Source organism: Leuconostoc citreum (genome assembly GCF_004354555.1).
Lineage (GTDB): Bacteria > Bacillota > Bacilli > Lactobacillales > Lactobacillaceae > Leuconostoc > Leuconostoc citreum.
In genome coordinates this window covers 105,651-129,506 of sequence record NZ_PUFH01000002.1, presented here as the reverse complement: position 1 = coordinate 129,506, position 23,856 = coordinate 105,651, and the positions used below count along the sequence as shown (strand labels likewise).

Genomic DNA, 23,856 nt, shown 5'->3' with positions numbered 1-23,856 from the left:
AAAAGCCTACTCAATTAAGAGTGGGCTTTTTTAATTTAAGAAGTATAAGGCAATTAAAGCAACCAACGCCGGTAATCCTTGTACCACAAGAATTTTCCGAGCTGATGTTATGCTGCCATATATCGCTGCAATTAAGATATAGAGCATTTCAAATTGTAACATCAGCACTTGTTGCGGACCATGAATGAAAAACATGGTCACCAATATGAGTGCTCCGAATAAACCATTGTATATTCCCTGATTAGCTAATAACACCTTCACTTCTGGCATTTTTAAAACAGCTGGTTCTAATTCAAACGACTTAGCTTGCTGTGCAACTGAGCCAAACATTTCTATCATCATGATAATGATTGCTTCAATAGCAACTAACCCGGTAATAATTTGTACGATCATTTTATACTGTCTCTTTCTTTATTTCTACCACAATCTTACCACGCGCATGATGTGTTTCGCTACGCTGATGAGCTGCACGCATACCTTCTGTTGTTAGCGGATAAATACTATCGACCACAATTTGTAATTGATTTTTTGTAATATAATCAGCGAGTGTGGTTAAATCTTTACCATTAGTATCCAACCAACCGGTTGTAATTGTTTTGTTAGGTGTCTGCTGTTGTTGAGCCGTTAACTGCGCAGAAATTGTCACCAAATGGCCGCCATCTTTTAAAATATGAATACCATTATCGATGTCCCCAACCATATCAAATACAGCATCGTAATCAGACAAAACATCCTGTATTTGGTATGCGTGGTAATCAATCACTTGATCTGCCCCCAGTGACGCAACAAAATCGTGATTAGCTTGACTCGCTGTTGTTGCTACATAAGCTCCCATTAACTTGGCGAGTTGAATGGCATAAATACCAACGCCACCAGCGCCAGCTTGTATTAACACCTTGTGCCCTGCTTTAACTTGTAGTTTTTCCAACATTTGTAGCGCTGTTAGGGCTGCTAATGGTACTGCAGCGGCTTGCTTAAAAGTAATATTTTCTGGTTTAAAGGCTAATTTGTCGGCTTTCACCACGGTGTATTCCGCGTATGACCCATTTCGACCAGTCGGATCAATATCTGGTCGAGCAAAAACAGCATCGCCAACCTTAAAATTCGTCACATCCTGGCCAACGGCCACAATTCTGCCAGCAATATCCCATCCTAAAGTCACAGGGAACTGCCATTGAAACATCCCCTGCATCAAACCTTGGCGCGCTTTATAGTCAATGGGGTTAATACTGGTAGCCATATTTTCAACCAGCACTTCGTCTTGCTGAATATGAGGTATTGCTTGCTCAGCGACAACAAGTTGTTCACTGCCACCGTAAGCATTAATAATAGCTGCTTTCATCATTATTCTCCATTTAATCTAAATAGTTTGCAATCATTGGTAACACAACACCAGTATGTGCTGGAAAAGCAAAAATTTGTGATTGAATATCATCACGTGTATATTGCTTGTTAATAACTGGTACTAAAGCATTCACAATTTCTGGGGAAAAATCCCCAATCATTGCGGCACCAACGAGTTTTTTCTCAGTATTGACAACAATCTTCAGCGCTGCTTGACTATCGTTTAACGTTTGGAAACGCATCATTTGCCCATAAGGAATTTCGATGACTTGCAAATCATCACGCATTGTAGCCTCTTGAGATGTCACACCAACTTGGGCAACACGAGGTAACGTAAAGGCAATCGTTGGCACAACAGGGTATCGAATAGGCGCTTTTTCCCCTAGGAGCACTTTAGCAATGTAATGTGATTCAAAAGTTGCTGTTGGCGTTAGACGCGCAATTGACTTAGAAATCACATCCCCACTAGCATAGATGTTAGGTACAGTTGTTTGCAAATGGTCATTAACCAAGACGCCTTGACGGTCATATGCGACACCAATGCTGTCTAAGCCTAGCTGATCAATATTGGCTGTGCGGCCAGTTGTATCCATGACATAGTCTGCTTGGAAACGCGTTCCCTGACTTGTTTCGATAACATATTGCCCATCATCCAGTGCTTTGACTTCAGAAACGGCCTGATTAAAAGCAAATGTGATGCCTTTGGCTCGCATATCTGCGACAACTGTCTCAGCATATAGCTTATCAAAACCATTGAGTGCACTACCCCCATATTCAATTAACGTCACTTGACTTCCTGCAGCATGTGCAATTGATGCAAATTCCATTGCAATATAACCAGCACCAATGAATACCATCGACTTGGGCATGTCAGGCAAATCCAAGAAATCCGTACTATCGTGCGTTAATTCAGCACCCGGAATCGGTAGTTTGGCTGGTTTTTGGCCGGTTGCAATAACAAACTGAGCTGCCGTGTAGGTCGTCTGGCCCACTGAAATCGTCTGTGTGTCAACAAACTGCGCATGGCCAGCAATGATATCAATACCATCGACAGATAACATGCGCGCTAAGCCGTCTGACAAGGGGTCGATCACTTGATGCTTGTAAGCCATCAGTTCTGGCCAAATAATATCTGGTGTCTCATTAATACCAACACCATGATAGTGATGCAAATGATGAATCATTTCAGCTGGGCCATCTAACAATATTTTAGCGTTACAACCAAAATTTGTGCATGTGCCAGCAACCTTATTTTCCTCAATCAGCGCAACTTTTTTACCAGCGCGTGCTAAAGTTTGTGCGCCATGCCAAGCAGCGTGGCCACTACCAATAAAAATAATATCATACATCATTTCTCTTCCTTTTCAGCTAACATACGCTTTAACATATCATTTAATTGTTGATTTTCATGAAGTACTTCTGCCAACGGTCGGCCGCTAAGTGACAACAATTCATGTCGCATGATTTCGACGTCGCTCAATATCTTGTTAAACAAAGCTACTTTATGTTCCGTCATAGCCAGCATTTTGATACGCTTATCTGCAACATTGGATTGCTTAACCAACCAATCTTTACGAACTAACTTTTCAATGACTGGCGTCAGTGTATTGCTCGATAAATCTAGTGCGAGGCCGATATCCATCAATTTTAATTGCCCTTGCTGATGAATCAATAATAAACTCATATATTGTAGGTAAGATAAATCATATTTATCCAATATGCGATCATACAAACGGTGAAAATAACGATTCGTATTATAAAATGATAAACATAATTCGTCATACAGATGTTGCTCTTTTGCCATACTATTTCCTTTTTTAATGTGTTGTTTATAATTATATCGCATACGATATAATTTACAACTAATAAAAAAATGATATCACATCATTTTTTATCTCAAACTTATTTTTATTGTGGCGCCACAGCAAGTAACCAGTTACCATTTGTTGCTGTGTCCTCGGTTTCCCGTATATTATAATTTTCAGCATTCGTAATAATCATCATAACGGTGATATCATAACCAGCCGATTGAATGGCTTCACGATCAAACACTAATAACTTATCGCCCACGTCAACTTGTTGGTCTTGTTTCACAAATTGTTCAAAGTGCTCACCATTGAGTTGAACCGTGTCAATACCGACGTGCAATAAGATTTCTAAGCCATCATCTGAAATTAAGCCAATCGCGTGTTTACTTGGATAAACTGCTACAACCTTACCCTTAATTGGTGATACCAGTGTGTCAGCTTCTGGCACGATGGCAATACCTCTGCCCATCGCACCACTAGCAAATACTTCATCTTTCACAGTTGATAGTGGTACAATTGTGCCACTTACTGGTGCCATAACTTCTTCTTCGACTGATGAAACTTTTTGTGTTGTTTTTTCTAATGATGCACTGGGTACACCAAACCAATACGTTAGCACTGCCGCCAGTACAAAGGCAACGATGATACCAACTACAACACTCATGAATCCTTTTCCTAAATATGTTGGTAAAGCTAACAGGCTTGGGAGTGTAAAGGCACTGGCCTGTGCACCACCACCGCCAGCAATAGCGCCACCAATACCGCCAGCGATTGTAGCAAAAATGAACGGCTTTTTAAGCTTCAATGTCACACCGTAAATAGCTGGCTCAGTAATACCTAAAATACCAGTTAGAACCGCAGACCCGGCTAATGCCTTCATTTTCTTATCTTTTGTCTTTAAGAAAACACCAAGCGTTGCACCAGCTTGTGATAACACAGCGACACTTAACATTGGTAGCATGTAGTCATGACCTAATTGACCAATATTATTTGTCATCACAGGTACAAACGTCCAATGCACACCAAAGATAACAAAAACTTGCCACATGGCTCCCATCACAGCACCAGCTACATAAGGCGCAACATTGTAAATACTTTCAACTCCTGATGATAACACTGTGCCGACACTTGTGCCTAATGGCCCAACCACCAATAGTGTTAAGGGTACCATGATTAGCAAACTGACCAATGGTGTTAGAATATTACGAATCGATTCATGAAATGCCCGATCCAGTGCTGGTTGCAAATACGACAATAGCCACACAGCTAATAAAATTGGAATAACACTTGAACTGTACGTTGTGCCAATGACACGAATACCTAAAAAGTCTAGTGGTTTTGTCCCAGTTAGTACTGTTGCTAGACTAGGATAAAGTAACGCACCAGCCAGGGCACCAGCAACGTATTGATTCACTTTCAGTTGCTTGGCAGCTGTAAATGCCAACCAAATAGGTAAGAAAAAGAAGAAGGCATCGCCTGCAGCATACCAAATTTGATAAGTACCACTTGTTTTATCTAGCCAACCTATAGCCACTAGTAGTGCTAATAGCCCTTTCAATACACCGGTACCAGCCATTGCACCTAAGAAAGGCGTGAAAACGCTTGAAATAAAGCTGATAAAGCGATTAACGATATTTTCTTTAGGCTTGTCACTAGGAGCATGAGTTTGGTTATCTAAGTGTTCTAGTCCCGCTGCGGCTGCCAATGGTTCAAACACTTTCGCTACCGAATTGCCAATAACCACTTGATATTGTCCAGCAGATTTCACAACGGTCACCACACCAGGTAGCGCTTCAATCTCTGCTGTTTGTGCTTTGTTCTCATCTTTTAACTTAAACCGTAAGCGTGTAGCGCAATGCCAGGCCTCGTTAATATTTGCTTTCCCACCAACAAGACCTAAAATATCTTTTGCCAATGTTTCGTAATTCATGGTTCGACCTCTTTTCAAAAAATAAAAACCCAAAAGTTATCACCTCAGTGACTAACTTTTGGGTTTTGCCTAAATTTATAGTAACAATCCCATAATTAATTCATATGTTCCAATAATCGTTGCAAGTGCATGGTGAGATAAATACGTTCACTGGTCTGTGCCCCACGATGGGTCTCATGTTCAATATAACGAATAATATCTTCGGCACAGCGATATGCTTTCGTGTAACGCTGTTCAAAATGCTGCATCATGACCTGATCAAAAGGGTTATCGGCATTATTCTCATACTCATCTGATAGTAAGCGATCCAGCAAGAACCTGAGATGCACCACTAAGCGTTGATAATTGAGTGCGGAGTAATCAATTTTTGGCGATAGTTCATGCCGCACAATGGTTAACACCCCTTCAATTAACTTTGTCAAGCTAGTTGCACGCTCACTGATTTCCGGTCCAGCACGTTTTTCAATGAACTTTAAGGCAATAAAACCAACTTCATCATCGGCTAAAGTCACATTTAGTTGTGCCGCAATGTATGCAACAGCTTCTTCACCAATCATATATTCTTCTGGATAAAAATGTTTTGTTTCCCATAAGAGTTCATTTTTGATGGGCAATGCTTTCAGTTGACGCGCAACAGCGAATTGGATATGATCGGCCAATCCGATTAACAGATAATCATCAAAATCAGTATCTAGCCGTGCTTCAGCAGTAGCGATAATATGTGAAGCAATCTCAATATATTCAAATGCTATCGCTGATGTTAACTCATTAAATAATGTGGTCCACCTTTGGTCTTTTGGGTAATAACATTTTTCAATTTTCTGTTGCGCAACCACTTGGCCAATTTTCTGCTGAAAACCGACACCCCGACCAATGACAACAATTTCCTGATCACCATCTTCTGCCAGCAAAACATTATTATTAAAAATTTTCTTAACTAGCATAGTCACTCTGCCTCAACTCAAACAAAAAACCAAATAACGACACAATCACCTCACAAAGATGATAGCAACATTATCTGGTTTTGCCCGTTTTTACGGTAACAATCCATTTCTGTGTCTTCATTATACACAATAATGTAAGCGCTTGCAATATATTTATATAGTTGATAACCTATTCATCTACAGTCTCGTTCCACCGCTGGCAATCAACTCTTGATACCACTTGAAACTCGCTTTTTTGTATCGCTTAGCGCTACCTTCACCAAAATCATCTAAGTCAACATATACGTAACCATAGCGCTTCTTCATTTCACCAGTACCAGCCGACACAATGTCAATCGGTCCCCATGACAGATAGCCAATAACTGGAATACCATCATGAACAATTGCCTTTTCAACCTCGGCAATATGGGCTGCCAAGTAAGCGATACGATAATCATCATTAACCGTAGGCTGACCATTTGCCTCAACCAGTTCATCGTAGGCACCAAATCCATTTTCAACAATCATGATGGGAAGGTCGGGATACAAATCATTCAATTCATTTAAGGTATAGCGTAACCCCTGTGGATCAATTGACCAACCCCAATCACTGGCTTTAATATTGGTATTTGGCACCGTTTCCCAGTTCGCTGCCTCGTCCAATTCCGAGTCATCATCCTGCTTGGCACGAATCACAGAAGAAGCATAATATGAAATACTCAAATAATCTACCGTACCAGAGGCCAAATCAATAAAATCTTGATCCGTAACATCTGATCGCCAACCCGTACGTTCAAAAAGCTTTTCCATTTCGTTTGGATAAGCGCCACGGATGTGAACATCACTGAACCAGTCACGCTGTTGCCGCGCTTTTTGCACTGCCAGCTGATCAGCCGGCTTTGTGGAAGCTGGATACAAGCTGCCAACATTCAGCATCGCCCCAATCTGAAAATCAGGATTAATCTCATGACCTATGCGAACAGCACGTGCGCTAGCCACCAACTCATTATGTGCGGCCTGGTACATCGCTGCTTGACGTTCTGAGACTGTTGTCTCTGCATCAAATTTCAAACCAGAATTGGTCCAAACCAGAAAATCAGAAAAGCCATTTATTTCTGCTTGATTCGCTTGGTTCGAAATTTCGTTATGCGTAATCCAATAAGTTACTTTGTTGCGATAACGTTCAAACACCACACGCGCATACTTTTCAAAAAAGTCAATCACCTGTCGATTTTGCCAACCACCATATGCGGTAACTAGATGATAAGGCATTTCAAAATGATTTAGCGTGATAACTGGCTCGATACCTAATTCATGCATGGTATCAAACATATCATCATAAAATTTTAAACCTGCCTCATTAGGTTCAGCATCATCACCGTTTGGAAAAATACGTGTCCAAGCAATAGAAGTTCTAAATGCTTTGAAGCCCATTTCCGCCATCAAAGCCAAGTCTTCCTTATATGTTTTATAGAAATAGATACCATGATGATTTGGATAGTTTTTGTCTGGTAAGACGCCATCAGTAATCTCACGAGGCTTTTCATGTGATCCTGCCGTTAATACGTCAGCAATCGAAACACCTTTACCATCAGCATCCCAATAGCCTTCTGCCTGATGTGCAGCAATAGCGCCACCCCACAAAAAATCTGACGGTAATTGTAAACCTTTTTTCGTCATCATATCGACTCCTTTATTTAATAATACAATTGTAAGCGTTTTCTTTAGTAAAAAAGGTCAGTTTTTATCATATCTTTGGTCATTTCATGAACCTATACTTCTGCATTGATCTTCAACAATAGATGATAAATCGCACCATATAAATTGGCATCATTGGCAAACTTGCTTGCCCTTATCTCTGCTGGTGTTAGAACAGCTGCGACCATCTCATTACTATGAAACATTTCATCATAAGCGCTTTGTATTGTCTCCGTGACTATTTTTTGGGCACTTATCCCGCCACCAATAACAATGCGATCAACGTCAATAATAGTCTGCAAATTATAAATCAAGTGCGCTATCTCTTTAGCATAATTTTCAAATAGCAGCCAAGCAATTTTATCTCGCTTGTTAATTGCTTCAAAAACAGCATATCCATCGTGCTGATCTGCCAAGTTAAGTGCCGAGGCTACGCGCTCAATCATGTGCACAGCGCTACCACGCCAACCAATCGAATGATGAATATCACCAAGATTACGCGTATCAAACAAAAAGCTCAATTCTCCTGCTTGAAAATGTGTTCCCGAATAGAGTTGCCGATTGAAAATTAATCCCCCACCAACACCTGTTCCTAAAACAACCGCTGCGCCATTTTCAACACCTTTTAAATGCCCTAACCACAGTTCCGCTAAAGCGGCAGCTTTCCCATCATTTTCAACACTCACTGGCACAGGTAAATTTAATACTGTTGCTAAATTCACTTGGTCTAAAAAGCGGAGTGCCCCACCACCATAAATCGTATCATCCGGATGTTTGACTGTCCCTGGTACACTAATGCCAACACCCTTGATTTGATCCCTATACTGCGTAACAATGGCACTCAGTTGTGCTAAAAAAACCTCACGGTCCGTTGCTTCTGTCGTAACACTATGCTTTTCAATTAAACGACCTGCCCGATCGATTATGCCATATTTTAAATTTGTACCGCCTATGTCAATTGCTAGATAATTACGATTCATTTTGCGCCTCCTTATTTAGCAGCAAAGCTAGCTGCTTCACGCAACGCATCATCGGCTTGCGGAAAATCACCAACTTTATCCATAAAGGCATGGGTCATGCCATTGTAGCGTACATAATTTGCCTGTCCACCACTTAAACGTACCTTTTCAACAAAAGCTTCTCCTTGAAAACGTAATGGATCATACTCGCCAATAATTGTTAACGATTCAGGTAGTTCTGCTAGTTGCCTATCGTTGGCTAGGAAAGGTGAAAGATAGATACTATTCGCATCGTTTTCTTGAATATATAGCTGATCAATCAACCCCTCACCACCAAAAAATCCAGTCAGATAAGGTAATAATAATTCACGGTCATCATCTGCTACAGGATAACGTGTTGTGTCACTAAACCATTTTTCAAAATGCGTATCGTGTGCCTGATAGGTTACTGGATAAAAAGCGACCAATTTAGTAATCGCATTAACACCAAATGCGCGGTCTAGCAAGCCCAAACCGTAGACAAACCCGCCCCCTGCTGAATCACCCAATACCGTAACTTTATGTTTATCAATTGACCAGCCACTTTGATTTAAGACCCAAATTATCGTTTGATAAGCCTCAATAAATCCTTCCGGATAGGGATGTTCGGGTGCCAAAGCCCAATCAACCGACACAACCAAAACATCAGCTAAATCAGCTAGTGCACGCGCCGGCATATCAACATTGTCTAATGAACCCCCAAAGAAACCACCACCATGATAAAAGAAAATAACTGGTAATTGTTTGTCTAGCAAGGCTGTCTTAACGTACGTGCGTAATTGAACGCCGTAATCCGTTGCTGTATTAGTTATCGTTAGATCATGCGTCGCAATATCTTTTGCATTCGGCCATCCCATCATATCACGTAGGGTTGCAATATCTGGTATATCGCTAGTCTCTTCCGATGTTGAATTACCATGTTGCGAAGCTAATAATTCCTCCCGCGCACGCGGATCTAAAACACCACCATGTTTTTCATTAGGGACCAGCTTGATAATATTCCCACTACCATTATCTTTAATTGCTTTAAACGTTATCATGATTTCATTTCGCTCCTATTCTTTATTGGCTGTTTCTTAGTTGTAGCCATTACCAATTGGATTGCGCCCAAGACAAACAACATGACGGTTGATACTAACATAGTCGCTTTATTGCTCGTCTGGCCAATTATCTGTGTCGTCACTGCCAACACCTGCGGTGACAGAAAAACTGCCACATTTATGCCAACCAGCATCAAAGCAGACGATAGATTAGAAGAACCTTCTGGTTGTACTTCAGCGACTTTACCAAAAATAGCTGGCATCACAATTGGTAAGCCAAAACCAGATATAACAATGCCTATCCAGGTCATAGTAAGTGTACCCGCAGTAGCGATGATACCGATACCGAGTCCTGTTATGATTAAACCAATTGGAATAGTCAAGCGGCGTAGATGTTTATAGATTTGCCCATATAATAGACTGGGTAATAGACCAATTAAAGACATGACGCTTAATTGCGTTGCTGCAACTGCAGCCGTTCCCAAGTGCTGTTCCACTAGAAAACCTGCTAATTTCAGTAATAGTCCAAAGTAAAAAGCAAAGAAAGTTGCAATAAGTAGCACATAACCAACAACTGCCATATTTGTGGTTTCTTTTGCTTTAATTGGTGCCGTATCACCTGTCTCAGTCACCACCGGATTCGTAAATTGGTCAATTTTTGTAGCAAACAAGCCAAATAAGACAAGCGGAATCACAAACAACCAATTGACATTAAAGGCAACTTGCCAGCCACTACTAATTAGTAGGCCAACTACAAAAGATGCTAACGCATTGCCAACTGTCCCCACAGCGGACTGAAAGCCCAACATCGTTTGTCTTTCTTCGCCTTCATAGACAGCCATGATTAGACTATAAGCCAAGTTGTTAAATAAGCCAACACCAACACCTAGTAGTAGACGGGAAATAAAGACAATCACGTAATCGTTAATGAATACGGGGACTAAACCTGCTAATAGCGCAATTATCAACCCGATTAACGTAGTCCGTCTCGCACCAAGTCGCTTAATAATCCACGAACTGGCTAAAACTGTCAGCAATAAAGAAATGGTCGGTAGTGTCGTTAACATCTCTACCTGAGTTGATGGATATTGCTTGAAAGTTGCAATCATAGCTGGTAAAGCAGTTGATACAGCGGTTGTGACCGTCAAAACCAAAGATATCGATAAAATCGATATTTTGAATAAAAACGAATTCTGAACAGATGAACTCATGTGCTATTCCTCCATAATTAAATTAAAAAAACGCTTCAACACAATTATTGTAAGCGCTTTCTTTTAAATTTATAGCACAATTATTACTGTTTTTAAGTCACTTTCTGAACTGCTGACGATAACTCTTAGGTGAGGTGCCATACTTTTTCTTAAAAAGTCGTTCAAAAGATTTAACATCACCAAAACCAGTGGTATCAGAAATCCAACTCATTGATTTATTCGTGTTCATCAAATATTGGTAAGCTTTATTTAAACGCACAGCCTGCAAATAAGCCAATGGTGACATTTGCAACTTGATTTTAAAGTAGCGAGATAAATAACTTGTCGAAATATCGAAATGTTCGGCTACCGCTGCTACCGTTAACCCATTATAAATGTGTGCCTTGATATAAAATAAGATTTTATACAGTCGTTCATCAACAGTCTGAATAAGATGTGGGTTAATCCCAAATTCACGATTGGAAAAATGCATCACCAGCTCATCTAAAATATCGTATGCTAACCGCGTAATTCTCAAATAATTCATCGGATCATGGCGGACAGTATAATGCATTGCATATAAATAATCGACTAACTCGGTACTCTCAACAGCACTGACATCATTTGGGTGCGTAGCAAAAACAATCTCAGAAGCCTGAGGTAAAGCCGCGCGTAAAAAATCAGGATTAAAAAATAAAGTAAAAGCTTCTGTTCCTGGTTTTTGTATCGGGACGCTATGCACACTGCCTGAGTTAATGACCAACACATCTCCCGTTTTGGTGTGATAAGGTCGTCCATCGACTGTAAACTGATCAATATGACCATTGACAGTCAAACTTAACTCTAGCTCTTCATGCCAATGCTTTGGTACGTCTTGTTGTAGGCGATCACTTTCATGAATAAGCCATTGTACTGGCAAATGTAAGGACTCATGCTGGACAATTTCGTGTTTAAAAGCGTCACTCGTAAGATTTCCTGGCATGTATGACATATTATAATGACCTCCAAACTAACATATGGCCTATCATAACACATTTTGAAAGCGGTTACACCGTCTTCCAACTAACCAGTTACATTGAAACTCAAAAAAAATAACGGCGCATACGCCGTTATTTCACCATGTCTTGTCGCCAGTCAATTTTACCAAATTCATCAACATTAATATGCTGTAACAATTTAGCGATTGTATAATTTTGTAGTCGTTTCTTAAAGTCAGCTTCCGCATCATTAAAAACTGTTAACACATCATCAACTGCGACTTCCAACGCTTGTTGTACATCTTCAACTGGCTTATTAGAAGCTTGATTCAAAAAAATACGGTCTGCAAGTTGTGTGGAATGTATAAAACTGCCATCACCTTCAATAGCCTCATACACATCTAGTAACGTAATATCAGCAATCGAACGGGCTAGTTTAAAACCGCCTTCTTTACTAGCAATGGCCTGTACAATACCTGCAACCACTAACTTACGCATTGTTTTTTTTAAATAAGACTCTGATACCTCTAAACGGTTACTTAATAAGTAACTTTTAATAGGTAATTCATCTTTTTGTAATGCCAGCATGACCAATACAACTAAACTTTGCTCAACAGCATTTGACATTTTCATAATTTTCTCCAACTCTAGTCAGTTACTAATTCCTCACCACCCCAAAATAGTGGGTTATGCTTTAACTTCCACTGGTAAACGCCCCAAGTCAATACCATAGATACAATACCAACAATAAGTAGGATAATCAAGTCATTTGTGACACTACCACCAATAGAAATCACTTCACGGAATGCATGCACTGAATACGTCATCGGTACCCAAGGATGAATCGTTTGGAAAAAATTATTTGATAGTTCTATTGGATAAGAACCAGCACTTGCACTGAGCTGCAGTACTAACGCAATAATCATTAGGCCAGATCCTAACTTACCAAACATAATACTAAATAGTAAGACAAGTTGATTGAAGGCAAAGGCTACAATCAAGGCTGTGAGATATAGCATCCCAACATTTTTAGGTTGTAACCCGTCAACGAGTAACAATAGGGTTGTAATAATAATGGCTTGCGCAATCCATACCGGCATATTCACAGTTTGCTTATCTGCCCACCAAGCAAAACCATTTTTTGGTCGTTTAGCAACCGTCACGAAATCATAAATTGCACTGAATGTAATCATGCCAACGAACAGACCAACAGACATCATATATGGCGTCATACCTGTACCATTATTGTCTACTTCAGAAAGGTTCGTTTGGTTACTTTTAACTGGCTGTGTCAGTGCACTAACATTAGCCTTATCGTTATGCACTTTGTCTAATTTAATGGCACCATCAGCAAGTTTTTGCGCCAATGTTTGTGTTCCATTTTGCGCCTGTCCGAGTGCTGACACAGCTTGTTGAGTCCCTGTTGTGAGTTGCTGTGCGCCCTGATTAAGCTGACCTGCACCAGCATTTAATTCGCCATTTTTAGCTACTAACTGACCTAAGCCACCATTAAGTTGATTCACACCGTTTGCCAACTGTGCATTTCCATCAGCTAGCTTGTTTGCGCCATTATTGAGTTGCGCTGAAGCTGAGCTAACCTGCTGTTGCCCGTTGTTTAATTGTTCGGCGCCACTGGCCAATTGGTTAGCTGCGGGTACAAATTGCTGAGAAAGCAACTGGCTCACTTGCGTTAAGCTCCCATTTAACTTGGTAATGGCTTGCTGATTACCAGCTTGAGCAGCTGACATGCCAGCTTTAAGCTGTGGTAATTGTTTTTTAAACGCGTCTAACTGCGGTATTAATGCTTGCAACTGAGTTAAATTAGTCTGCAATGCTTGTGCTGCTTGACCACTTTTGGCAAGATTGCCTTGTAAACTTTGTACCGTAACACCAAAATCTTGCGCAATCTTTGGTTGTTGTTTTAAGAAAGTTTGAAAACTGGGCTCTTTCATTAATTTAGCTATTTTCTGTGCATCAACGCCAGCGCCTGTCAGTCCGTCTTGCAACGCAGTACCAGCCTGTGTCAGCCCGTTACTATCAATTGCATTCTCCGGCAATTGGATGTTATTGACTTGTTGCGTTAAAGTTGCTAAACCAGCCTCTAATTGCTTAATTTGTGCCGCCCCATTAGTCTGACCTGTCGTAATCCCGTCGCTTACTTCTTGTAATTTGCGAGCTAATTCTTGCGCGCCACTAGCTAATTGTTGGCTGCCTGCTGCAAGTTTCGGTGCGTTCTGTGCGAGTTGAGATGTTCCGGAAGCGAGCTGATTTGCGCCAGTTGCCGCGGCACCAGCACCATTAGATAACTGATTAGAGCCTGTATTGGCCTGTGACACACCATTCGTATATTGTGATAAACCACCTGCTAATGTTGATGACCCATTCGTCAGCGCCTGGGCCCCATCGTTTAACTTCTGACTACCATCTGCTAACTGGCCGAGACCATTATTAAGCTGAGTTGCCCCGTCAGCACCCGCTTGGAAACCTTTTTGTGACGACTTTGTTGCTGATAAAATCGTTTCATTATAAACTTGCTGTAATGAGCGATTCACACTCGCTTTAATCTTATCCGCAGCCGAACTCGTCATCTTTTCAGCAATAAAACTTTGACCGGCATTTTGCGCGATATCAATTTTAGCATATTTAGGATCGTTGCTGAGCAATGTGCCAGCATTATTAGTGAAATCACTAGGAATCGTGATTGTCATATAATATTTACCTGACTTTAAACCATCTTTTGCTTTCTGAGAGGACACTTCACTCAGTTTCAAAGGCTTTTCCCGTAACAGTTTATCGGTCAAATCTTGTCCCAAATGCTGTGTTTTACCATTAATATCGGCTGCTTGATCATTGTTGACAACGGCCACCGGTAGGTTATCTATTTTGCCATAGGTATCCCATAGGGAAGACAAAAAAATCACTGCATAAATACTTGGGATAACCGCAATCCCAACAAGCAATAATTTCAGACCACGTAATTTACTAATACGTTGCCACTCTGCACTTTGCCAAAACTTCATAAAACGCCTCTTTTTCGTGTACTTATTTTATCTATGGATATATTATATACACGGATAAAAAGAAATGCAAACAAAAAAGCAAAATTTCTTTTGCTTTCTGAAAACAAATATTATTTATTCATAGTATGAGACTTTTTTCGTTTCAAAATTAATAATATCATGAACAAAATGATGAGCAAAGCAATCATAGCAAAAGCAATAAATAGTATTGTCTGGTTGTTAGTATTGGCAGCAAGGTCAACATCTGATTGATTCAAGGCATGGGCTTCTTGACGTTCTATAGTAAATTTTCGGGAAAAGTGCCAAGTTTTAGGTGTTTTGTACGCTGTTCCAGTAACAGTAGCCTCTATACGATATTTCCCCGGCTGCATAGGCGTGCCTTGTAACGATACTGGATATTTAAATTGACTATTGGGTGCAATTTGCATATCCGATTTCATTGATGAATATACTGGCTTTTTACCCATTTCAGAATAAATTTTAGCATTGACCTGAACGTTGGACATCAATAGTGGTTGATCATTTTGAAAACTGACATTCAGTACATTATGACCATTATTCTGACCTGGAGTCACCCTCTGTAAATTAATATTAGGTTTAACCTGACTATCAGACTCCTTTAACACCATAGCCACAGCGTAGGCATATCTATTCTGAATACTTGCCCCACGACTCAGCTCAACGCCGTCACTATCTGCTTGATTAAACGTAATACCACCAAGTAATATTCCATTGAATAGGTCGTTTGGCATCGTGATTTCAAAAGAAACATCCTGTGACTTACCGGCATCTACTGTGACTAATTTTGGATATCTAATCATATCGCTTAATTTGTATTTCAGTGAGTTATCCCAACTATTGGGCGCTTTAGAATAATCAAGTGACCCGTTTATTGTTGTTGAAGCAGATTGTACATTTATAGCTACTTTTGTTTCTTTTTGGGTAATATTATAAATTGTAGCCGTGATTGTTTGCTTTTGACCAGGTTGCATTTTAAGTTGATAAAAATCATTATTTTTATCAATCTGATTATCAGGTAAGTTAGTTTTAACAGTAAACGATAAACCTGAACTAGTTGATGTGCTATCAGCTTTTGCAGTGACTGTATTAATCATGAACATACCTAAAAATAGTACTATCACTGCTACCATAGTGTACAGCTTTATTGCTAATTTCATAGTTATTAAAGTATTTAGTTTCCAGCCGTAGGGGCTAGAGCTAATGTCCATGTTATATCGGAGTTGTAAGTCGCTTCAGATTGTGTATTTTTAGGTACATATAATCCCACACTAACAGCAGCATTACTCTGATTACCGGCTGTCAACAAATGTGTGCCATTAGTTGCTTTAACAAGAATATTTGACGTGCCGTCAGCAGCCATAGTGTAAACTGTCTCGCCAGATGTAGCATTGGCTGCTGTATTTTGTGTATTCATTAGGCTGGCAAATTTATCACCCAATGATACGGGTCCTGCCACAGGTGTATTTGTTGCTGCTGTGACATCCTGATCCATCATATTACGAAAAATTAATGATGCTCCGTCTAATTTATCATTAGCATTCTTCGTATTAGTAAATGCACCTACGCTAACACCCAGGGTCCATTTACTACTATTTTTTGAACGTAAATCTGATACCTGAACAAAGTTAGGACGACCTTCAGCTTGTGTATTCGCGAAGAACACTTTATCACGAATTTGATTGACTTTATGAGTGTTAAAATTAAAATTAGGCACGTATGATAAATAGAGTCCGTTATCGATATTATCTGTTTTATTAACTGTACCATCTGTGGTCCCCGGTGTGAACTCTTTCGAATTATCATTAGGATCTAAAACTTTAATCCCATCTGTACTTTTTTCAAATGTCACTGTTCCGTTCGAATGACTAGACAAAGTGTCAGCTGATATTTGGCCTACAGATAAAAATGTAGTAGACAGTAGCGTGCCTAATATTAACATGTTACGTGTATTTTTAATCATTTTATTCCCTTTTCCATACAATTATTGATATTGTAATTACACAAAATCTCCAATTTAAATTATAATATCCGCTATGCCAAAATGCAAGATTATCATTTAAAAATGTCACTATAGACACAAAAAATCAGTATGACAAAGCATTTTAAAGCCTTTTCAGCTGTTATCTTTAAGTTGTATTATAGTATCCATCTAGGGGTTAATTCTATTTGTTAGTCGACTAGGAGATAGTGTCCATGTAAAACCAGCCGTATAAGTTCCCATATTAAGCTGACTATCCTGTGCACCAATGTTCAGCTGCCATTTATCAAACGCAAATTGATTTTCTTTTCCTTGACTATACAATGTTTTTATACCACTAGTTGTATCATTTTTCACCTTGAACATGTAAACATCTTTCGCATTAGCAGAACCATTTGATGGCACTTGAATAGTCTCTCCCGGTTCAAGTTTTAGACTACCAGCATTCGAACCCAATTTAGCTGGTATATCTATTGATGTACGTGTTAATTGGTTCTGCATTTCATTCGTTGTAAAAGGTTGTGTCCATGATAAAGTAAGATAAAATGGTAACTTTACAGTACTCGACAAATTACGTGTATCTTTAACCTGCATGATACCGGAAAAATCACCATTGATGTTACGCAACTGTTCTGATAATGCGCCACCGTCTTCAAAATGATTATTGACAGATTTAAGTGTCCCAAATGATACGCCAAAAGTATTAGTGACCCAAGATAAACTGCCTTCTTCTGGCAAATTATCTACCGGAAATAGAACACCTTGATCTGCACGTAGCTTACCCCAATGATAATTAACGGTATCAGAGGCTATGCTGCCATGAAAATCGCCTAAAATATCGACTGCAGCTTGGGGTGCCAGAATACTTCGTACTGGCGTAGTGAAGGAATCATTCATCCCGATTCTCAAGCCACCGGTGTATGCTGACGATGTATTGGAAAACGTAAACATCATAGGCAATTGTACATCACGCCATTCATTTTCGTTACCAAAGCGAATGGACTGTAAATCAATTTGCGACACACCATCGGTATTAATAGCAAATATTATCTTTTCTGCTTTTCCCAGTCCTTTTAAAATGACTGTACGTCGATAATCTAAATCTCGAGCCGATAACGAGATAATCTTTGTTCCATTAGCTGCGGTTGCTACGTTAGAGGTGTCTATCGTAATTCTTGGCCAGTACCATGGATCCTCCGTTATTATCGGCTTAGAAATTCTACTTGCTTGGGTAATAATTGTTTTGGCATTACTATCCAACTGCGCAAATCCTCGGTCAAAATCCAAATATTTATGTGACTCGGTGTCTTGATAAAGTTGCGATTGAGAAACATTATTGACTAACTGTTTTAAATTTGAGGGTCCGGCCTCAATTTGCATAGCATTATTTGCTCTCACAATTTTAAATGATGAACCAAAAACAAACTTACTGGCCTGATTAATATGTAGCCAAGAAGCAGTATTGGTGATGCTATTTTGAACATAACTAATACCTGTTTTCCCGTTCAGAAATGATCCATATGTGTTTAGATTTTGAGTAGCAATGTTGCCATCGAGCATCTGTCCGCCATTAATGTTCAAATTGCGAGTAAATAGCAAAAAAGGTTGCGCTATATTCATCGCATTTGTGGAATCTGTGGTAATATTTGAAAAGTCTTCTTGCCATGAGCCACCATTTTTAATGGTAATTTATCATAAGCACTAACCGTACCAATAGGGCATAGAAATATGATGACTATGGCGAGTTTCAATATATATTTTTTCATTTTACCGCCTCACAATACCCATAGTCTACCACTGATTATATCATAATTTTTATGACTCACTAAAAACCCTATTCATTGTGTATTTACCATAAAAAAAATGCCAGACTTAATAAATAAATCTGACATATTGCTTTATAACATTTTAAAGTTGATCCATCAATAATTGCTTGATTTCAGCCAAACTTGGTTGGCGTGGGTTACCAGGTGTGCACTGGTCATTATATACAAGGTCAGTCAACTGATCGATATTCTTTTCAAGGTCAGCTTTTTTAACTCCGTTTCCTGACAATGTTTGGTCAACTTCTACCGACTTTGCTAATGCTTTAATCGCTGCGATTAAGGCATCAACCAATTCAGCATCTGTCGTCCCTTGCAAACCTAAGTAACGCGCAATGTCTGCATAGTCCTTTTGTGCTGTGTAAGTTTCGTAGCGTGGGTATGGTGTACGCTTAACGTTACCTGTTACAGCATTAAACTTAATCACATGTGGCATTGCAATCGCAATGGCCAAACCATGTGGCAAACCGAACTCACCACCTGTTTTGTGTGCAAGTGAGTGATTAATGCCTAAGAAGGCATTGGCAAATGACATACCTGCCAAAGTTGAAGCGTAATGCATTTTTGTACGTGCGTTCTGTCCTTCTTTGGTTGGCTGCTTTGGATCATACTTGTAAGATGTTGTGAGGTTTTCAAAAATTAGCTTAATTGCTTGCAATGCCCATGGTCGTGTGAACTCTGAAGCCATGACTGATACATATGATTCAAAGGCATGTGACAAAGCATCCAACCCAGAAAAGGCTACTGTACGCTTTGGTACTGTCATGACAAATTCAGGATCGACAATAGCCACTTCAGGCGTCAATTCATAATCAGCCAAGGGGTACTTCACATGAGTATGGTCATCTGTGATAACGGCAAATGGTGTCACTTCTGAACCAGTTCCTGATGTCGTAGGAATCGCCACCATTTGTGTCAAACGTGCATGATAGAACTTAACAATACGCTTACGAATATCCATGAACTTTTGTTGCAATTCCATGAATAACTCTTTGATACCTTCTTCATCTGATAAAATACCCTCATGACGCGTTGAGTATTCATACAAGAAGCGACCAATCTTACCGGCATCTAAGGCTGAACCACCACCAAGTAAAATCACTGTATCGGGCTTAAAATCAGCCATTTGGCGGGCAATGTCAACAGCCTGTGACAATGTTGGATCTGGCTTAACTGATCCATAAATGTTCGTTTCAACTTGTTCTTGGCGAAGCTCAAGTTGACTCAAAACCTTACCAACAAAGCCGAATTCTACCATACCAGGGTCGGCGACGATAAAGGCACGCTTAACTGATGGTAAGTCTTGCAGGTAGGTAATTGCGTTTGCTTCATAGTAAACTTCCTTTGGCAAACGGATCCATTGTGGCCGATTACGACGACGTGCCACAGTTTTAATGTTGAGTAAATCGTATGTTGACAAGTTGTGAGACAATGAATTCTTCCCCCATGATCCGGTACCAAGCGTTAATGATGGGCGCATGGCATCTGTATAAATATCACCAACACCGCCAATTGAGTCTGGCTGGTTAACCAAAATACGTGATGCCCCAATGGCGTCAGCATATGACTTAATAAACGGATCGTCTTGTGAGCCAATTTGAATCGCTGCGTTATGTCCTGCACCTTGATAATTCAACAATGCTTGTACTGTATCGATTGCTTCTTGGCGTTCTGTGACCTTGTAAATTGACAATAATGGTGACAACTTTTCTGATGATAAAGCCTCGCCAATGTTCTTTTGATCCAATTCAAACAGCAAAACATCTTTGCCTTCAGGAATCTTAACGCCAGCTTGTTCTGCAATCCAACGGCCTGACATGCCGGCAACAGGACCTGCTACACCAAAACCTTCAGCATTCGGCTTAAAAACATAGTCCGCGATTTTCTTGTAATCTTTTTTAGGTACGAGGTAAGCCCCTTGATCTTGCAACTTTTGCAACACGTCGTCATAGACTGAAGCTTGAATAACTGCTGAGTTTTCTGTAGCACAGATCATACCATTATCAAAACGCTTTGATAACAACAAATCTGAAACAGCACGATCAGTATCTACCGTACCGTCAATATAAACTGCACCGTTACCTGCCCCAACACCCATTGATGGATTACCTGATTTCAAGGCTGCATTAACCATTGATGGGCCACCAGTTGCTAGGATTGATGCAATACCCGTATTTTGAATTAACGCACTTGTGCCATAGATTGATGGCTTTTCAATCCATTGAATAAAGTTTTCAGGTGCACCAGCCTTTAAGGCTGCTTCATAAACAATTTGTGCAGCATGTGATGATGATTTCTGTGCCTGTGGATGGAAAGCAAAGATAATTGTATTACGTGTCTTCGCTGTGAGCATTGACTTGAAAATAGTTGTCGATGTTGGGTTAGTTGTTGGCACAATACCAGCTAAAACACCAAGTGGCGCAGCTAATTCAACCTTTCCTTGAATTTTATCTTCATTAATGACACCAACGGTCTTGTCATATTTGATAGCGTTATATACTGATTCAGATGCAAAACGATTCTTGGTGTCTTTATCTTCGACAACACCACGACCAGTTTCGTCGTGTGCTTCGTGAGCCAATAACAATGAATTTTCTGATCCAGCTAATGCCATTGCTGCAACAATTTTATCCACTTGTTCTTGCGTGAATGTTGAAAACTCAGCTAAAGCTTTTTGTGACTTTTCAACTAGTTCTGCCGTCATTTTTTCTGCCTGAGTTTGTAATGCTGCTTTTTCTTCGGGCGTCAAAACCTTTTTGACTGGCTTCTTTGTTGTTGCTTCTACCATAATTAATGCTCCTTTTATCGTTTGCTCATTTCTTAACAATATAAGTATATAACACCCCTTTAAAAAAAGCAAGTTTTTTATTCATTTATCTTAAATAGCTTATATAAAGCGTTTTGTAAGCGCTTTTATAATAAGTGATTAATTGTGCATTAATAAACAATATGAAGGAAATAGCCCTTTTTATTGCAGGAAAAGGCTAAAAAAACCTGCCCATTAAAAGGTAGGTTTTTAATGTTCTAACTGCCGACGATACTGACTTAATAATGGCGCCCAGTCGGTATTAATCATATTAGGTTGATAATTTATCATAACTTCCTGCCAAATATTTTCTGGCGATGCTAATATAGCGTTATCATCATCTAGCGTCCCAAAAAGTGACGTGGTAGTATTTAAAGTCAACGTATTAATCATTACAGTTAATCCCAAAGCCTTGATATGCTTAATGACATCTAGCTGTACATGCGAATCTGAAAGATTAGCAGCCACTAATTCAATACCAATGATATTAATCTCGTCAGTCAAGTGATTGAGAATATACTGCAACTCACTGTCATGATTAACAATCACAACCGTCATATACTTTATTCTGTGCTGACGCAAAGTGGCTATCTGTTCTGCTTTTGGTTTTATTTTAATCACAAACTGCTGTTGCTGGTTGGGAAAATGATCTAGCACAGCTAATAGCTCAGATAAATGGGACCAACCACGATCTAGATGAATCATACGGTTCCTAGGTAGTTGTTTAATAAAATTGCATAGGGTAACTGGTTGATAGCTGCTTAGTTCTCCAATGTTATTATAATAATGCTTATTAATAAATTGCTTTGCTGTTATCGCTTCAGGTGAAAAGGATTGCCGGAATAATCGTTTTTCTGTGCCTGTATACAAAAAAAGCCTAAAAATATGCTAATCTTTAGACTTTTTAGTGCATAAAACTCACAAGAATACCGGCGACAACCAAAATTAATGCCCCACCAATTCGATTACCCATTTGTGCAAACGCAATTAAATTCATACGGTCTGATGCTGCTAAAACAGCAACATTTCCTGTACCGCCCATACTGTTATTAGCTAATCCTGCCGTAATCACAGCTTCAACTGGATAAAGACCAAATAATTTGCCTAAAATTGCACTTGATAATGAAATGATAATAATGCTTGAAACACACAATACCACAAACTGCCAAGAAAGTGCTGCCATCAATAACTTCATATTCAATAATGACAAACCGACACCCGCTAACAAGGCATGTGTCATGTTTTTTACTACCAATTGACCAAACATAATCACAGAGTCTTCGTAATACTTGGGCAACAAACCTAACGATTTAATCAACACAATGGTCAAGATAACAAAAGCGTAAGCATTCACTTGTGGCACTAGCTTGTTCAGCAAAGTACCCAATACAAAGAATGCCACTGACATCGTTAGACCAACACCAATTTGCATATAGTCTAATGATACTTCTGTTGCCTGTTTTGTTTCAGTTTCATTGGTCTTCAACAAGGCCCCATGCCCATTATTTTTACTCGTCATAAATATTTTAGAAACTAACCCCGCACTAATGATAGCCAACAAGTTACCAAAAATAACGGCAGGAAAAAGTTGCGATAAAATCACTTTAGCTGGATGACCAAATGCATGCGCATAAATACCAGATAAGGGCACAATACCTGCACCGACACCCCCAGCCATAATCGGCATCCCGACATACAATACAGAATGACTAAAGCCCTCACCTATCAACAAACCAACAAGTCCTACACCAAAAAATGTCACTGCCATGGATAAAAAGGCCACTGGTAAAAAGCGAACTGCTGCCTTTAAGATTAAACTACGATTCATTCTAAAAATAGATGACCCAATTAACGATACAATATATAAATCTAGAAAATCGGATGTGTTAATAAAACCGGATGCAGTTTTAACAACATCGGGTGGAATAATACCAGAAGCAGCTAAAACTGCTGCCGTAACAATGGTAAAAACTGAACCACCGCCTAAATATGAACGGAAAATCGGTAGTTTGGCCCCGATATAGTAAAAAACATGTCCCATAACAACTAGCGCTAAAATGGCGCCAATCATATTATTCGGTAAAGTGTGCGTCCGAATAGCTACCACTAATAGAACAGCCATAATAATATAGGCAACTAGGCCTATGCCACTAATTTTAATATTGTCTAACCTTGCTAATTTTTGGCGCCAATCAGATGACTGGTTAATATTTTTTTGTTGCTTGTTTCCCATGATTTGATGTCTCCATTTATTTTTAAATTAGTTACAAAATTCACAATAATAGATAAAAAAATATAAA

General features: G+C 39.5%; 20 protein-coding genes. All 20 read right to left on the bottom strand.

Going from position 1 to position 23,856, the window contains the following annotated elements; genetic code table 11:
* Positions 1-30 precede the first annotated feature (30 nt).
* Positions 31-393, bottom strand: coding sequence for a DUF1304 domain-containing protein (locus C5L21_RS01140; protein WP_085699381.1), 363 nt, complete (start codon positions 391-393; stop codon positions 31-33).
* Position 394: 1 nt separating this feature from the next.
* Positions 395-1,342: an NADP-dependent oxidoreductase gene (locus tag C5L21_RS01135; protein ID WP_170167805.1), complete on the bottom strand. Its 948-nt coding sequence runs from the start codon at positions 1,340-1,342 to the stop codon at positions 395-397.
* 13 nt (positions 1,343-1,355) lie between these two features.
* On the bottom strand, positions 1,356-2,696 hold the full coding sequence (locus C5L21_RS01130; RefSeq protein ID WP_085699385.1) for a dihydrolipoyl dehydrogenase family protein: 1,341 nt from the start codon (positions 2,694-2,696) through the stop codon (positions 1,356-1,358).
* On the bottom strand, positions 2,693-3,148 hold the full coding sequence (locus C5L21_RS01125) for a MarR family winged helix-turn-helix transcriptional regulator (RefSeq protein WP_004908556.1): 456 nt from the start codon (positions 3,146-3,148) through the stop codon (positions 2,693-2,695). The genes C5L21_RS01130 and C5L21_RS01125 overlap by 4 nt, the downstream gene beginning before the upstream one ends.
* Before the next feature lie 104 nt (positions 3,149-3,252).
* A complete protein-coding gene (locus C5L21_RS01120; RefSeq protein ID WP_004904565.1) occupies positions 3,253-5,082 on the bottom strand; it encodes a beta-glucoside-specific PTS transporter subunit IIABC in 1,830 nt (609 codons plus the stop codon).
* 95 nt (positions 5,083-5,177) lie between these two features.
* Positions 5,178-6,026 (bottom strand): PRD domain-containing protein, encoded by an 849-nt coding sequence (locus C5L21_RS01115; RefSeq protein WP_004899646.1) that lies wholly within the window; start codon positions 6,024-6,026, stop codon positions 5,178-5,180.
* Positions 6,027-6,203: 177 nt separating this feature from the next.
* On the bottom strand, positions 6,204-7,688 hold the full coding sequence (locus C5L21_RS01110; RefSeq protein ID WP_085699391.1) for a 6-phospho-beta-glucosidase: 1,485 nt from the start codon (positions 7,686-7,688) through the stop codon (positions 6,204-6,206).
* An 89-nt stretch (positions 7,689-7,777) separates the two neighbouring features.
* Entirely contained in the window at positions 7,778-8,683 is a 906-nt protein-coding gene (locus C5L21_RS01105; protein ID WP_085699393.1) for an ROK family protein, read from the bottom strand.
* 11 nt (positions 8,684-8,694) lie between these two features.
* Positions 8,695-9,741, bottom strand: coding sequence for an alpha/beta hydrolase fold domain-containing protein (locus C5L21_RS01100; RefSeq protein ID WP_004908572.1), 1,047 nt, complete (start codon positions 9,739-9,741; stop codon positions 8,695-8,697).
* On the bottom strand, positions 9,738-10,952 hold the full coding sequence (locus C5L21_RS01095) for an MFS transporter (RefSeq protein WP_004904579.1): 1,215 nt from the start codon (positions 10,950-10,952) through the stop codon (positions 9,738-9,740). Before C5L21_RS01095 ends, C5L21_RS01100 begins: the two co-directional genes overlap by 4 nt.
* Before the next feature lie 97 nt (positions 10,953-11,049).
* Positions 11,050-11,922 carry an AraC family transcriptional regulator gene (locus C5L21_RS01090; RefSeq protein ID WP_004904580.1) on the bottom strand — a complete coding sequence of 291 codons (873 nt, stop codon included), beginning with the start codon at positions 11,920-11,922 and terminating at the stop codon, positions 11,050-11,052.
* A gap of 118 nt (positions 11,923-12,040) precedes the next feature.
* Positions 12,041-12,541 carry an RrF2 family transcriptional regulator gene (locus C5L21_RS01085; RefSeq protein ID WP_133285985.1) on the bottom strand — a complete coding sequence of 167 codons (501 nt, stop codon included), beginning with the start codon at positions 12,539-12,541 and terminating at the stop codon, positions 12,041-12,043.
* Between the two features lie 14 nt (positions 12,542-12,555).
* Complete coding sequence (locus tag C5L21_RS01080) at positions 12,556-14,928, bottom strand: YhgE/Pip domain-containing protein (protein WP_133285984.1); 2,373 nt, start codon at positions 14,926-14,928, stop codon at positions 12,556-12,558.
* A 110-nt stretch (positions 14,929-15,038) separates the two neighbouring features.
* Positions 15,039-16,106, bottom strand: coding sequence for a WxLIP family cell surface protein (locus C5L21_RS01075; RefSeq protein WP_170167804.1), 1,068 nt, complete (start codon positions 16,104-16,106; stop codon positions 15,039-15,041).
* Positions 16,107-16,120: 14 nt separating this feature from the next.
* A complete protein-coding gene (locus C5L21_RS01070; protein WP_133285983.1) occupies positions 16,121-16,909 on the bottom strand; it encodes a WxL domain-containing protein in 789 nt (262 codons plus the stop codon).
* A gap of 189 nt (positions 16,910-17,098) precedes the next feature.
* Positions 17,099-18,547, bottom strand: a complete 1,449-nt coding sequence (locus C5L21_RS01065) for a WxL domain-containing protein (protein WP_133285982.1) — start codon at positions 18,545-18,547, stop codon at positions 17,099-17,101.
* On the bottom strand, positions 18,544-18,693 hold the full coding sequence (locus tag C5L21_RS09405) for a hypothetical protein (protein ID WP_170167803.1): 150 nt from the start codon (positions 18,691-18,693) through the stop codon (positions 18,544-18,546). The genes C5L21_RS01065 and C5L21_RS09405 overlap by 4 nt, the downstream gene beginning before the upstream one ends.
* 142 nt (positions 18,694-18,835) lie before the next feature.
* Positions 18,836-21,538: a bifunctional acetaldehyde-CoA/alcohol dehydrogenase gene (gene adhE / locus C5L21_RS01060; RefSeq protein WP_004899657.1), complete on the bottom strand. Its 2,703-nt coding sequence runs from the start codon at positions 21,536-21,538 to the stop codon at positions 18,836-18,838.
* A gap of 228 nt (positions 21,539-21,766) precedes the next feature.
* On the bottom strand, positions 21,767-22,426 hold the full coding sequence (locus tag C5L21_RS01055) for a glycerophosphodiester phosphodiesterase (protein WP_085699405.1): 660 nt from the start codon (positions 22,424-22,426) through the stop codon (positions 21,767-21,769).
* A gap of 34 nt (positions 22,427-22,460) precedes the next feature.
* Entirely contained in the window at positions 22,461-23,789 is a 1,329-nt protein-coding gene (locus C5L21_RS01050) for a 2-hydroxycarboxylate transporter family protein (protein WP_004904591.1), read from the bottom strand.
* Positions 23,790-23,856: the final 67 nt, after the last annotated feature.